Raw genomic sequence first — 13331 nt, 5'->3', positions numbered from 1 at the left:
TTCAGCAAAATTGCTGAACATGTTCAGTTCCGCCGCAAGGGGGTGATCAGAGCCCGACGATGCCGTTCCAGCGCCTGGCGAAGGAAGGGCGCTCGGCGGAGGAGATGTCGCGGGCCACGGCGAGCCGCTTGCGCATGTCCTCGTCGGGGAAGATCAGCGGGTTCTCGGCCAGTTCGGCGGTCTCCGGGTCGTCCGAGGCGGCCAGCACCTCGCGGGCGGCCGGGACCGGGCAGACGTAGTTGACGGAGGCGGCGAGCAGCGCGGCCGTCTCCGGTTCGTAGTAGAAGTCGATCAGCGCTTCGGCGTTGGCCTTGCGTGGAGCCAGGTTGGGGATGAGCAGGCTCTCCGCCCAGAGTTCGCCCCCTTCCTCGGGGACCACGAACTCGATGTCGGGGTTGTCGGCCTGGAGCTGGATCGCGTCCCCGGAGTAGGCCTGGCAGGCCAGCACGTCGCCCTTGCTCAGGTCGGAGGTGTAGTCGTTGCCGGTGAAGCGGCGGATGTGCTTCTTCTTCACCATGCTCTCCACCTGGTCGCACATCCGGTGGAAGTCGGTTTCGGTCCACTTGGTCACGTCGGCCCCGTTGCCCTGCATCAGCAGGGAGAAGGACTCGTCCAGACCGGAGAAGAGCGTGACCTTGCCGGCCAGGTCCGGGTGCCACAGGTCCTGGACGGACTTGATCTCCCGGCCCAGCGCCTTGCGGTTGTAGGCGATGCCGGTGATCCCCGACTGCCAGGGCACGGTGTGCAGCCGGCCCTCGTCGAAGGCGGGCGAGCGCAGCTGCGGGTCCAGGTACTTCGACACGTTCGCCTGCGCCGAGCGGTCCATCTTCTGCGCCCAGCCCAGGTGGACGAAGCGGGCGGCCATCCAGTCGCTGACCACGACCACGTCGTGGCCGGTCTGCTGGTGGTTCATCAGCGCCGGGCTGATCTTGCCGAAGAACTCGTCGTTGTCGTTGATGTCCTCGGTGTACCGGACCTCGATGCCGGTCTTCTCCGCGAAGGCGTCCAGGGTCGGACGCCTGCTCTCGTCCTCTTCGTCGGTGTCGATGTAGAGGGGCCAGTTGGAGAAGGCGACGGTCCGGTCGCTCGCGGACCGGTCCCGCCCCTCCCGCCGGCTCTCGGGGACGTACGCGGCCGGGACACCACAGCCGGTGAGGCCGGCCAGCAGGCCCGCGGCACCGAGGCCGCGCAGCGCCGCGCGGCGGGAAAAGGCGAGTTCAGGCATGGAAGGAGCCTGGTGGAACGCCGAAGGGCGGGCAATAGACATGTTGTCTACTACCCGCCCCTTCGAGGCTGTGACCTGATCAGCCGTCGAGCGAGGTCATGACGTGCTTGATGCGCGTGTAGTCCTCGAAGCCGTAGGCGGACAGGTCCTTGCCGTAGCCGGACTTCTTGTATCCGCCGTGGGGCATCTCGGCGACGAGCGGGATGTGGGTGTTGATCCACACGCAGCCGAAGTCGAGGTTCTTGGACATCCGCATCGCGCGGCCGTGGTCCTTGGTCCACACGGACGAGGCGAGGGCGAACTCGACGTCGTTCGCGTACGCCAGGGCCTGGTCCTCGTCCGTGAAGGACTGGACCGTGATGACGGGGCCGAAGACCTCGTTCTGGACGATCTCGTCGTCCTGCTTGAGGCCGGAGACCACGGTCGGGGCGTAGAAGTAGCCCTTCTCGCCGACCTGGTGGCCGCCCGCCTCGACCTTGGCGTGGGCGGGGAGCCGCTCGATGAAGCCCGCGACCTGCTTCAGCTGGTTCGGGTTGTTCAGCGGACCGTAGAGCACGTCCTCGTCGTCCGGCTGTCCGGTCTTGGTGTCGGCCGCGTTCTTGGCCAGCGCCGCGACGAACTCGTCGTGGATCGACTCGTGGACCAGTACGCGACAGGCCGCGGTGCAGTCCTGGCCGGCGTTGAAGAAGCCCGCGACCGCGATGTCCTCGGCGGCCTTCGCGATGTCCGCGTCCTCGAAGACCACGACGGGGGCCTTGCCGCCGAGCTCCAGGTGGACGCGCTTGACGTCCTTGGAGGCGCTCTCGGCGACCTGCATGCCCGCGCGCACCGAGCCGGTGATGGAGGCCATCGCCGGGGTGGAGTGCTCGACCATGGCGCGGCCGGTGTCGCGGTCTCCGCAGACGACGTTGAAGACGCCCTTGGGCAGGATCTCGCCGATGATCTCCGCCATCAGGATGGTGGAGGCCGGGGTGGTGTCCGAGGGCTTGAGGACCACGGTGTTGCCCGCGGCCAGGGCCGGGGCGAACTTCCAGACAGCCATCATCATCGGGTAGTTCCACGGTGCGACCTGGGCGCAGACGCCGACCGGCTCACGGCGGACGATCGAGGTCATCCCGTCCATGTACTCACCGGCCGAACGGCCTTCGAGCAGGCGGGCGGCGCCGGCGAAGAAGCGGATCTGGTCCACCATCGGCGGCAGCTCCTCGCTGGCCGTGAGGCCGAGCGGCTTGCCGGTGTTCTCCGATTCGGTGGCGACGAGCTCCTCCGCACGGGCCTCGAGGGCGTCCGCGATCTTCAGCAGTGCCTTCTGGCGCTCGGAGGGGGTCGCGTCGCGCCACGCCGGGAAGGCGGCCGCGGCCGCGGCCATGGCGGCGTCGACGTCCGCCTGGCCGGAGAGGGGAGCAGTCGCGTACGCCTCGCCCGTGGCGGGGTTGACCACCTCGGTGGTCCGCCCGTCGGCGGCGTCCTTGAACTCCCCGCCGATGTAGTTGCGCAGACGACGCAGTTCGGTGGTCACTACAGCCACACTCCTGTGATCACATGTCCAATGGTTGAGACAGCTACCAAGCCTAGCCTCTCAGACGCCGTTTTCGACAGGCCCACACATCACGAACTACGGAATCGGTGAGATCCAGCTCCCCAAACAACGAATTTCATCGTTCTCGCCTTGCGGAACAGACGACTCCTCGTGCACAGTGAGGTCGTGGTCAGTCGAAGCGCAGATTCCAGGAACAGACAACCGTCCCCTTCGGTCGATGCTGTGTCCCTGGCGATCATCGAGCAACTGCAAGAGGACGGCCGCCGTCCTTACGCGGCGATCGGCAAGGCCGTTGGCCTGTCCGAGGCAGCGGTGCGCCAGCGAGTACAGAAGCTGCTCGACCAGGGCGTCATGCAGATCGTGGCCGTCACCGACCCGCTCACCGTGGGGCTCCGGCGCCAGGCGATGGTCGGCATCAACGTCGAGGGAGACCTCGACCCGGTGGCCGACGCGCTGACCGCGATGGCCGAGTGCGAGTACGTGGTGATGACCGCGGGCTCGTTCGACCTGATGGTGGAGATCGTCTGCGAGGACGACGACCACCTGCTGGAAACGATCAACAAGAAGATCCGTGCGCTCCCCGGCGTGCGATCAACCGAAAGCTTCGTTTACCTGAAGCTGAAGAAGCAGACCTACATGTGGGGAACGCGATAGCCGTGAGCCAGGACCTCTCCAAGACCGCCTACGACCACCTGTGGATGCACTTCACCCGCATGTCGTCGTACGAGAACTCGCCCGTACCCACCATCGTGCGCGGCGAGGGCACCTACATCTTCGACGACAAGGGCAAGCGCTACCTCGACGGTCTCGCCGGCCTGTTCGTGGTCAACGCCGGTCACGGCCGCAAGGAACTGGCCGAGGTCGCGTACAAGCAGGCCCAGGAACTGGCCTTCTTCCCCATCTGGTCGTACGCGCACCCCAAGGCCGTCGAGCTCGCCGAGCGCCTCGCCCAGTACGCCCCGGGCGACCTGAACAAGGTCTTCTTCACCACCGGTGGCGGCGAGGCCGTCGAGACCGCCTGGAAGCTCGCCAAGCAGTACTACAAGCTCCAGGGCAAGCACACCAAGTACAAGGTCATCTCGCGTGCGGTCGCCTACCACGGCACCCCGCAGGGCGCCCTGTCGATCACCGGCCTGCCAGCCCTGAAGGCCCCCTTCGAGCCGCTGGTTCCCGGCGCGCACAAGGTGCCGAACACCAACATCTACCGCGCCCCGATCTACGGCGACGACCCGGAGGCCTTCGGCCGCTGGTGCGCCGACCAGATCGAGCAGGAGATCCTGTTCGAGGGCGCCGACACCGTCGCCGCCGTCTTCCTGGAGCCGGTGCAGAACGCCGGTGGCTGCTTCCCGCCGCCGCCCGGGTACTTCCAGCGGGTCCGCGAGATCTGCGACGAGTACGACGTGCTGCTCGTCTCCGACGAGACGATCTGCGCCTTCGGCCGTCTGGGCACGATGTTCGCCTGTGACAAGTTCGGCTACGTGCCCGACATGATCACCTGCGCCAAGGGCATGACCTCGGGCTACTCCCCGATCGGTGCCTGCATCATCTCGGACAAGCTCGCCGAGCCGTTCTACAAGGGTGACAACACCTTCCTGCACGGCTACACCTTCGGCGGACACCCGGTGTCCTCCGCGGTGGCGCTCGCCAACCTCGACATCTTCGACAAGGAAGGCCTCAACCAGCACGTGCTGGACAACGAGGACGCCTTCCGCTCGACGCTGGAGAAGCTGCACGACCTGCCGATCGTCGGCGACGTCCGCGGCAACGGCTACTTCTACGGCATCGAGCTCGTCAAGGACAAGGTCACCAAGGAGTCCTTCACGGACGAGGAGACCGAGCGCGTGCTCTACGGCTTCCTCTCGAAGGCGCTCTTCGAGAACGGCCTGTACTGCCGCGCCGACGACCGTGGGGACCCGGTCATCCAGCTGGCCCCGCCGCTGACCGCCGACCAGGGCACCTTCGACGAGATCGAGGGCATCCTGCGCCGCGTGCTCACCGAGGCCTGGACCAAGCTCTAACCAGCTCGCGTCCTCCCACCGTCCCGCAGGCGGCAAACTGCCGGACCACACGGCCCGGATCCCCCGTTCGAGTGAGAACGCGGGGGTCCGGGCCGTGTGCTGTCACCATTCAAGACGTTCATCTCTTTACATCTCATTGCGGCGCCAGTGACCAAGCGGGCTCCGCTTCGTTCCCCCGGACGGAGGTGTACGCCATGGTGGCTCCACGGGACAACGCTCCGCCGGACAAGGCTCCGTCGGACAGAACTCCTTCGGACAGAGTCCCGCCCCAGGACGATCTGCTCTGGGCACGGTCCCTTCACTACTCCCACAGCGGCTCGCCGGGCCTCATCGGGGTCTCGGTCGGCGTCCGCGCCGGCGAGATCCTCGCCCTGACCGGCCCCCGGGGCAGCGGCAAGACCACGCTCCTGCGCTGCCTGTCGGGACGGCTGCGGCCCGAACAGGGCGAGGTCTGGTTCAACAGCGTCCCCGTGCACACCATGGGGACCGTGGCCCGCGAACGGCTGCTCCAGGGCAGCTTCGGCTGGATCGGCCCCGAGCCGCGCCTCCTGCCCGAACTGCGGGTCTGGGAGAACGCCGCGCTGCCGCTGCTGATCGCGGGCGCCGGACACCGCACCGCCAAACGGGCGGCCTGCGAATGGCTGGACCGCCTCGACATCGGCGCCTTCGCCCGCAAGCACCCCGGCGCCCTCACCCGGGCCGAGTCCCAGCGCGTCGCCCTGGCCCGCGCCCTCGCGCACCTTCCCGCCGTGGTCTTCGCCGACGAGCCCACGGCCCCGCTGCACCGCACCGAGCGCTCCCTGCTGCTGCGCACCCTCACCACGGCCGCCCGCTCCCACGGCATCACCGTGCTGCTGGCCACCCACGACGAGGAGACCGCAGCCGTCGCCGACCGCCGCTTCGGCCTGCTCGACGGCCGACCGGCCGCCACGGCAGCCGCGGCCGGACTCCCCCCGACCGCCATCCCCCAGCCCCCGGAGGACCAGGCCGCGTGCTCGCTCTCCGCCTAGCCCGCGGCTCCCGGCCGCTGGTACAGCTGCGCCGGCTGCTCGTCGCCGCCGCCTCCGCCGGCAGCGGCTTCCTGCTGCTGTACGTGCTCGCGCAGGCCACCGCCCGGCCCGCCGGATCGTTCCCTCAGCTCCTGTGGGCCCTGGTCCCCCTCGCCGTCACCGTCCAGTTCGCCGTCGCCGTGGCCCGTACCGACCCAGCGACCCGGCCCCCGGAAGGACTGGACGCCGCCGGGCTGGGACCCGTACGGCTCACCCTGGTCGCGACCATCTCCACCGCCGTGGCCTGCACTCTCGGCAGCGCCGTCGCCCTGGCCGTCTTCCTCCACCTGCGCGGGGAGGTGACCGGGCTGCCCTTCGACGGCGCCGGGGCCGGACTGCTCCACGCCGAGGAGCCGCTGCCCGTGGCGGCCGCCCTCACCCTGTTGGCCATGCTGCCGCTGGCCGCCTCGGTCACCACCGCCCTCGCCCTGCGCCCGCACCCCCGGCCCGCACCTCAGACCGCGCTGCCCTGGGGCATCGCCCTCACCGCCTGCGGACTCGCCGTGCTGGCCTACGCCCGCCCCGGCGGAGCCGGCATGCCCGCGGGTTGGGCGCTGACCGCCCTCGGGCTCGCCCTCGCCGGACCGGGCCTGGCCTACGCCTGCGGGGCGCTGGTCCAGTCCGTCCGTCCGAGCGCGCTCAGGCTGCTGGCCGGGCGGGCCCTCCAGGAGGAGGCCCCCCGCGTGGGCGCACCCCTCGGTGTCCTGTGCGCCGTCGGGGCGGGCGCCCTCAGCGCCGTGGCCCTGCGCGGCCACGGCGGGCTCCAGGTCCCGCTCGGGCCGCTGACGGTTCCCGCCGCCGTTCTCGTGGCGCTGTGCGCGGCCGCCACCCTGCTCACCTCCGCGGTCGAGGTCCACCAGGCACGGGCCGCCACCCGCGAGACGCTGACCGGGCTCGGAGCCCCGGGCAAGGTCCTCCGTACGGCCGCGACCGTACGCGCCACCGCGCTGGTGGCGGTGTGCCTGCCGCTCAGCTGGGGTGTGTCACAGCTGACGTCGCTGGCATTGACCCGCTGAGACGGACAGCCCTTAGGGTGGGCCGAATGGTCAACCCACACATCGAGACCGACATCGAGATCGAGACCCTCGCCGAATTCGACCGGGTCGCTGCCCGCGGCTCGCTCAGCGGGTACCGGATCCAGTCGGTCAACCTGCTGGAGCGGACCTTCGCCCTGCTGTCCGCCGACACCTCGTCGGCGGTCTTCCTGGGCTGCGCGATGGAACCGGACGCCTCGGTCAAGGTGCGCGCGGACGGCGCCCTGGTCTTCCCGCCCGTCCCCGACCTGCCCTTCAACCCGTACCGGGGCCTGCTCTACACGCCCGAGGAACTCTTCACCGGGCTGTCCGAAGGCTACGAGGCCACCCCGGACGCCGAGGCGTACGCCTGGTTCCAGGAGACCAAGGCGGACGGGGACATCTACTCCTCGATGCTGCGCTCCATCCACGACGACGCCATCTCCGACGCCCTCGACGAGCACCTTGCCGGCGCCCGCGTGGTCGGGGTGATGGGCGGCCACGCCATGACCCGCGGCGGCGACGCCTACCGGGGCGCGGCCGAACTCGCCCGGACGCTGACCCGCTCCGGACACACCGTGGCCACCGGCGGCGGCCCCGGCGCGATGGAGGCGGCCAACCTCGGCGCCTACCTCGCCCCGGCCCCCGACGAGGCCCTGCCCGAAGCCCTGCGGATGCTGGCCAAGGCCCCGTCCTTCACCCCGTCCGTGTCCGACTGGGCGCGCGCGGCCTTCGCCGTACGGGAACGCTGGCCGGCGGCCGCGGGCGGCGACTCGGTGGGCATCCCGACCTGGTTCTACGGACACGAGCCGCCGAACCCCTTCGCCGGGCACATCGCGAAGTACTTCGCGAACGCCACCCGGGAGGACGGACTGCTCGCCCGGTCCAACGCGGGCGTGGTGTTCCTGCCGGGCGCGGCGGGCACGGTCCAGGAGATCTTCGACAACGCGACGCCCAACTACTACGCGTCCCGGGGCGAGCCCACCCCGATGGTCCTCGTCGACCGCGCCCACTGGACCGAACAGCTGCCGGCCTGGCCGCTGCTCCAGGCACTGGCCCGCGGCCGGTCGATGGAGTCCCGGATCGCCCTGGTCGACTCGGTGTCCGAGGTCCCGGCGGCCCTCGCCGCAATGAACTGACCTCGACGACCTGCCCCGGGCAGGCAACTTCTTTCCCCTTTTCCACGTCTGGAAGAGGTACGCACTACGTAAAACCTGCCAGACGTGAACGGAGCCCTCGGGTGCTCATAGGCCTGCTCACCGCCATCGCGGCGTCCATCTGCTACGGCACCGGGTCCGTCCTGCAAGCCGTGGGCTCACGGCGGGCGGCCCGGATGTCGTCGGCCGCCGCAGGGGTCACCCAGCACGGCGGCCCGAACCTCAGCTCCACGGCGAAGGCCGCGATGACCTGGGAGTTCATCGTCGGGACGATCCTGGACTTCGTGGGCTTCGGCCTGGGCGCCCTGGCGGCCCGCCTCCTGCCGCTCTTCCTCTCCCAGACCGTCATCAGCGCCAACCTGGTGATCACGGCCGTGCTGAGCGTGAAGATGCTCGGCATCCGGCTGACCCGCAAGGAATGGACCTCCATCGGGGTCGTCTGCGCGGCCCTGGTCCTGCTGGCGACGGCCGCGGGCCACGAGGGCGGCCACTACGCGCCGGCCGCCACGCACTGGTGGCTCCTGGCGGTGACCGTGCTGATCATCGTGGGCGGCACGGTGGCGGTACGTTTCCTCGGTGCCCGGGCCGCGATCCTGGCGGGCCTGCTGTCGGGTCTGGCGTTCGGCGCGCTGGGCGTCGGGGTCCGCATCCTGAACGGCGTCGACCCGTTCTCTTTCGCCTCGCTCCTCACCGACCCGGCCCTGTACGCGATCGTCCTGGCGGGGGTCGGCGGCATGTACCTGCACACCGTGGCCCTCCAGATCGGCTCGGTGAACGGCGCCACCGCCGCCCTGGTGGTCGGCGAAACCGTGCTCCCCGGAGCGATCGGCGTCCTCTGGCTGGGCGACGCCTCCCGCCCCGGCATGGCCTGGCTGGCGGTCCTCGGCTTCGTCCTGGCGGTAACCGGCGCCGTAGCAGTCGCCTGGTACGGCAACCACGAGGGCGCCGAAGCGACCGCCCCTGCCGAACCGGTCCCGGTCCCCTGACCCTGCGCACTCCAGCCGTCCGGCGTACGAGAACCCGGGCCTGGGCCAGAGCCAATCCAGCCGTCCGGCGTACGAGAACCCGGGCCTGGGCCGGAGCCAATCCAGCCGTCCGGCGTACGAGAACCCGGGCCTGGGGCGGAGCCAATCCAGCCGTCCGGCGTTTGAGGACCGGGGTCTGGGGCGGAGCCCCAGAAGGGGTCCGGGCACAGCCTGGGGAACGGGCGAAGGGCGGGTAGGGGACCTCGCCCCGCGCAGCGGGCAAAGGGTGCTGCGGGGACCTCGCCCCGCACAGCGGGCAAAGGGTGCTGCGGGGACCCCGCCCCGCGGGGCCCTACTCCCCCGGCAGCACGACCACCTCGCCCGGGGCGAAGGTCACCGCAACCCGGTCCCCGACGGCCGGCGCCCCGGCCAGGTCGCACTCCGCCTCCAGCACCGGCCCCACCTCGGGCCGCAGCAACAGCGCGACGTGCGTCCCCCGGAAGGTCCGCGACACCACCTCGCACCCCAGCCCCCCGGGCGACAGCAGCACACCGGCCGGCCGGATCAGCACCTTCCGCTCCCCCGCCGGCGCCCCGGCCGGAACCGGGACCTTCCCCCACGGAGTCGCCGCCACCCCGGCGGAAAGCTCCGCCGGCACGACGTTCTCGAAGCCCAGGAACCGCGCCACGAACTCCGACGCCGGCCGCTGCCACACCTCCAGCGGGGTCCCCGCCTGCGCGATCCGCCCGTCCCGCATGACGACCACCCGGTCGGCCAGCGCGAACGCCTCGCCCTGGTCGTGCGTGACGGCCAGCACGGTCGTGCCCAGCCGCGAGAACAGCCCCTGCAGCTCCACCACGAGCCGCTCCCGCAGCCCGCGGTCCAGCTGCCCGAGCGGCTCGTCCAGCATCAGCAGCCGCGGCGAAGGCGCGAGCGCCCGCGCCAGCGCGACCCGCTGCTGCTCGCCGCCGGACAGTGAGGCCACCGCCCGGTCCTGCGCCCCGGGGAGGCCGACCAGCTCCAGCAGCTCCGCGACCCGGGCCCCGTAGGACTGCTTCGAGCCCGAGCCCCGCATCCGCAGGCCGAAGGCGACGTTCCCGCCCACGTCCCGGTGGGGGAACAGCTGGTGGTCCTGGAACATCAGGCCCACCCCGCGCCGGTGTACGGGCACTGCGGCCTGGTCGGCGCCGCCCAGCAGCACCCTCCCGCCGGCGACGGTCTGGAGCCCGGCCACCACCCGGAGCAGGGTGGACTTGCCGCTCCCGCTCGGGCCGAGCACGCACACGATCTCGTGCTCGGCGACGGCCAGGTCCACGGCGTCCACGACCGCGCGCTCACCGAAGCGGACCGACACCCCTTCCAGCTGAAGCAGGGTCATCAGAATTCTCCGGAGGTCTTGTCGGGTCGCAGCCGCTCCAGCAGGAGCAGGGACACCGCGCACACCAGCATCAGGATCGTGCTCAGGGCCATCGCCTGCCCGTAGTTCATCTCCCCGGCCCGCCCCAGCAGCCGCGCCACGGCGACCGGCAGCGTCGGGTGGTCGGGCCGCGCGATGAAGACGGTCGCCCCGAACTCCCCGAGGGACACGGCGAAGGCGAAGCCCGCCGCGATCAGCAGGGCCCGCCGCACCATCGGCAGGTCCACCTCCCGCCAGGCCCGCAGCGGTGAGGCGCCGAGTACGGCGGCGGCCTCCCGCAGCCGGCCGTCCACCGCGCGCAGGACCGGCAGCATGGTCCGTACGACGAAGGGAACGCCCACCAGCGCCTGCGCCAGCGGCACCAGGATCCACGAGGTCCGCAGGTCCAGCGGCGGCTCGTCGAGGGTGATGAGGAAGCCGAAGCCGACGGTCACGGCGGACACCCCCAGCGGGAGCATCAGCAGCGCGTCGAAGCCCCGTACGAAACGGCCCGCGCGCCGGGTCAGCGCCGCGGCCGCGAGCCCGCCGACGACCAGCGCGATGGCGGTGGCGGCGAGTGCGTACTGCAGGGAGTTCCAGATCGCCTCCAGCGGCGGAACCAGGAAGGTTCCGCCACCGGCTCCGACTTCCTGGAGCGCCCGGTAGAAGCCGAACCCGTACCCGCCCGGGGCGTCGAGGGAGCGTTCCACGAGCACGGCGAGCGGCGCCACGATCAGCAGCGCCACCGTCAGCAGCACCCCGCCGAGCAGGGTGCGCTGGGCCCAGCCGCGCGGCCGGTGCGTGGTCCGCCCCGGGTCGACCAGCCGCAGCGCGGTCTCCCGCTTGCGCACGGTCCAGGCGTGCACGCCGAGGATCGCTCCGATGGCCGCGAACTGCACCATCGTCAGCACGGCGGCCGTCGGCAGGTCCAGGAGCTGCGCGGTCTGCCGGTAGACCTCCACCTCCAGGGTGGAGTACGCGGGCCCGCCCAGGATCTGCACGACGCCGAAGGAGGAGAACGTGAACAGGAACACCATCAGCGAGGCGGCCGCGACGGCCGGCCCCAGCGCGGGCAGGGTCACGCGCCGCCAGGCGGCGAACCGCCCGGCGCCCAGCACCCGGGCGGCCTCCTCCTGGCGCGGGTCCAGCTGCGCCCACAGCCCGCCGACCGTGCGGACGACCACGGCGTAGTTGAAGAAGACGTGCGCGAGCAGGATCGCCCAGACGGTCGTGTCGAGGCGGATCCCCCACACCTCGTCCGTCAGACCGTTCCGGCCCACCAGTGCCAGGAACGCGGTGCCGACCACGACGGTCGGCAGCACGAACGGCACCGTCACGAGCGCCCGCAGCAGCTGTTTGCCGGGGAACTCGAAGCGCGCGAAGACGTACGCGCCGGGGAGTGCGATCAGGAGCGTGAGCGCCGTGGACGCGAGCGCCTGCCAGGTGGTGAACCAGAGCACGTCGCCGATGTCGGGCCGGGCCAGCACCTCGCCGATCCGGCCGAACTGCCAGCCGGCGTCCGTCTTGAGCCCGCGCCCGACGATCGCGGCCACGGGGTACGCGAAGAACAGCCCGAAGAAGACGAGCGGCACGGCCATCAGACCGAGCCTGACGGCCGTGGCCCGCCCGCTCTCCTTCGCAGCCTCGTTCACCCGTCCTACTTCACGACGAGGGCGGACCAGGTCTTGATCCACTGGTCACGGTTCTTCGCGATCGCCTCCGGGGCGACCGTCTCGGGCTTCTCGATGACCACGCCGTGCTTGGTGAACAGCTCCGGCAGGGCCGCGTCCTTGGCCACCGGGTTCACGAACATCTGGAGCGGCATGTCCTCCTGGAACTTCTTGGAGATCAGGAAGTCCAGGAGCGCCTTGCCGCCCTCCTCGTTCTTCGCGCCCTTGAGCAGGCCCGCGAACTCGGTCTGGCGGAAGCAGGTGCCCGTCGAGACGCCCGTCGGGGCCTCGGCCGGCTGCGGCTCGCCGTAGAGGACCTCGACCGGCGGGCTGGAGGCGTAGGAGACGACCAGCGGGCGGTCGCCCTTGGCCTTCTTGCCGCCGGCCGAGCCGGAGAAGCGCTCGTTGTAGGCCTGCTCCCAGCCGTCGACGACCTCGACGCCGTTGGCCTTGAGCTTGGTCCAGTAGTCCTTCCAGCCCTCGTCCCCGTACTTGCCGACGGAGGCGAGGAGGAAGCCGAGGCCGGGCGAGGAGGTCGCGGCGTTCTCGGTGACCAGCAGGTTCTTGTACTCCGGCTTGATCAGGTCGTCCAGCGTCTGCGGCGGGGCGAGCTTCTTGTCGGCGAAGTAGGCCTTGTCGTAGTTCACGCAGATGTCGCCGGAGTCCACGGGGGTGACCCGGTGCTCCTTGTCGAGCACGAACTCGGGCTTCACGCCGGCCAGGCCCTTGGCCTCGTAGGGCGTGAAGATGCCCTGGTCGAGGGCGCGGGACAGGAGCGTGTTGTCCACGCCGAAGAAGACGTCGCCGCGCGGGGAGCCCTTGGTGAGGATCTCCTGGTTCAGAGCCGCGCCCGCGTCGCCGGACTTCAGGACCTTGACGGTGTAGCCGCTCTGCTGCTCGAACTCCTTGAGGACCGTGTCGGTCACGTTGAAGGAGTCGTGCGAGACGAGGGTGATCGTCTTCGACTTCGGGGCGTCGCTCGCCCCGGCGGACTTGTCCTTGGCGTCGCCGCCGCCGCAGGCGCTGAGCGTGGTGACGCCGAGCGCGGCCGCGAGCGCGACGCCCGCCATCTTCTTGGTGGTGCTCATTGGTGCATTCCTCCTGGGATGTCCAGGAGAAGACGCGGCCCTGCCCGGCGCTCTGTGGAGCGGACGCCGGGCAGGGCGCAACAGCTTGAGTGATGACCGAACTTCCTACCCCGAATGACCGGGGCGAGGTTCAGAGGGTCTGCGGTGACGGTTACCGCACTCTCAGCGCTGTGGCGCTCCCCTGTCGGAATATGAAAATTTGGTTCGGCC

General features: G+C 70.7%; 11 protein-coding genes. 6 read left to right on the top strand and 5 right to left on the bottom strand.

Annotated elements, in window-relative coordinates; translation table 11 throughout:
- Positions 1 to 46 precede the first annotated feature (46 nt).
- Positions 47 to 1225 (bottom strand): polyamine ABC transporter substrate-binding protein, encoded by a 1179-nt coding sequence (locus ACZ60J_RS38010; protein WP_469688732.1) that lies wholly within the window; start codon positions 1223 to 1225, stop codon positions 47 to 49.
- Positions 1226 to 1304: 79 nt separating this feature from the next.
- Positions 1305 to 2744 carry a gamma-aminobutyraldehyde dehydrogenase gene (locus ACZ60J_RS38005; RefSeq protein ID WP_469688731.1) on the bottom strand — a complete coding sequence of 480 codons (1440 nt, stop codon included), beginning with the start codon at positions 2742 to 2744 and terminating at the stop codon, positions 1305 to 1307.
- Between the two features lie 171 nt (positions 2745 to 2915).
- Between ACZ60J_RS38005 and ACZ60J_RS38000 the strand changes: the two genes are divergently transcribed.
- The 6 genes from ACZ60J_RS38000 (at position 2916) to ACZ60J_RS37975 (ending at position 8988) form a co-directional block, all read left to right on the top strand.
- A complete protein-coding gene (locus ACZ60J_RS38000; protein WP_073910973.1) occupies positions 2916 to 3419 on the top strand; it encodes an Lrp/AsnC family transcriptional regulator in 504 nt (167 codons plus the stop codon).
- Positions 3404 to 4783, top strand: coding sequence for an aspartate aminotransferase family protein (locus ACZ60J_RS37995; protein ID WP_469688730.1), 1380 nt, complete (start codon positions 3404 to 3406; stop codon positions 4781 to 4783). Before ACZ60J_RS38000 ends, ACZ60J_RS37995 begins: the two co-directional genes overlap by 16 nt.
- Positions 4784 to 4977: 194 nt before the next feature.
- On the top strand, positions 4978 to 5793 hold the full coding sequence (locus ACZ60J_RS37990) for an ABC transporter ATP-binding protein (protein ID WP_469688729.1): 816 nt from the start codon (positions 4978 to 4980) through the stop codon (positions 5791 to 5793).
- Positions 5775 to 6848: a hypothetical protein gene (locus ACZ60J_RS37985; protein ID WP_469688728.1), complete on the top strand. Its 1074-nt coding sequence runs from the start codon at positions 5775 to 5777 to the stop codon at positions 6846 to 6848. The genes ACZ60J_RS37990 and ACZ60J_RS37985 overlap by 19 nt, the downstream gene beginning before the upstream one ends.
- Before the next feature lie 26 nt (positions 6849 to 6874).
- A complete protein-coding gene (locus ACZ60J_RS37980) occupies positions 6875 to 7984 on the top strand; it encodes an LOG family protein (RefSeq protein ID WP_469688727.1) in 1110 nt (369 codons plus the stop codon).
- Between the two features lie 101 nt (positions 7985 to 8085).
- Positions 8086 to 8988: a DMT family protein gene (locus ACZ60J_RS37975; RefSeq protein WP_469688726.1), complete on the top strand. Its 903-nt coding sequence runs from the start codon at positions 8086 to 8088 to the stop codon at positions 8986 to 8988.
- Positions 8989 to 9319: 331 nt separating this feature from the next.
- Here ACZ60J_RS37975 and ACZ60J_RS37970 read toward each other — a convergent pair whose 3' ends face one another.
- Genes ACZ60J_RS37970 through ACZ60J_RS37960 form a run of 3 tightly spaced genes read right to left on the bottom strand, consistent with a single transcriptional unit; the run spans position 9320 to position 13121 of the window.
- On the bottom strand, positions 9320 to 10345 hold the full coding sequence (locus ACZ60J_RS37970; protein WP_469688725.1) for an ABC transporter ATP-binding protein: 1026 nt from the start codon (positions 10343 to 10345) through the stop codon (positions 9320 to 9322).
- A complete protein-coding gene (locus tag ACZ60J_RS37965) occupies positions 10345 to 11961 on the bottom strand; it encodes an ABC transporter permease (RefSeq protein ID WP_469688754.1) in 1617 nt (538 codons plus the stop codon). The genes ACZ60J_RS37970 and ACZ60J_RS37965 overlap by 1 nt, the downstream gene beginning before the upstream one ends.
- A gap of 59 nt (positions 11962 to 12020) precedes the next feature.
- The gene (locus ACZ60J_RS37960; protein WP_469688724.1) at positions 12021 to 13121 is read right to left on the bottom strand and encodes a thiamine ABC transporter substrate-binding protein; all 1101 of its coding nucleotides are present in this window, start codon (positions 13119 to 13121) and stop codon (positions 12021 to 12023) included.
- Positions 13122 to 13331 lie beyond the last annotated feature (210 nt).

This window comes from Streptomyces sp. NPDC104226 (assembly GCF_055584085.1).
Note: the sequence above shows the minus strand (reverse complement) of the source record. Positions and strands in the feature narration are given on the sequence as shown.

What these genes read in the sequence shown, in the direction of transcription:
- ACZ60J_RS37965 (WP_469688754.1), bottom strand. Translation starts at nt 11,961, where the DNA reads ATGGCCGTGCCGCTCGTCTTCTTCGGGCTGTTCTTCGCGTACCCCGTG.
- ACZ60J_RS38010 (WP_469688732.1), bottom strand. Translation starts at nt 1,225, where the DNA reads ATGCCTGAACTCGCCTTTTCCCGCCGCGCGGCGCTGCGCGGCCTCGGT.
- ACZ60J_RS37960 (WP_469688724.1), bottom strand. Translation starts at nt 13,121, where the DNA reads ATGAGCACCACCAAGAAGATGGCGGGCGTCGCGCTCGCGGCCGCGCTC.
- ACZ60J_RS37970 (WP_469688725.1), bottom strand. Translation starts at nt 10,345, where the DNA reads ATGACCCTGCTTCAGCTGGAAGGGGTGTCGGTCCGCTTCGGTGAGCGC.
- ACZ60J_RS37990 (WP_469688729.1), top strand. Translation starts at nt 4,978, where the DNA reads ATGGTGGCTCCACGGGACAACGCTCCGCCGGACAAGGCTCCGTCGGAC.
- ACZ60J_RS37980 (WP_469688727.1), top strand. Translation starts at nt 6,875, where the DNA reads ATGGTCAACCCACACATCGAGACCGACATCGAGATCGAGACCCTCGCC.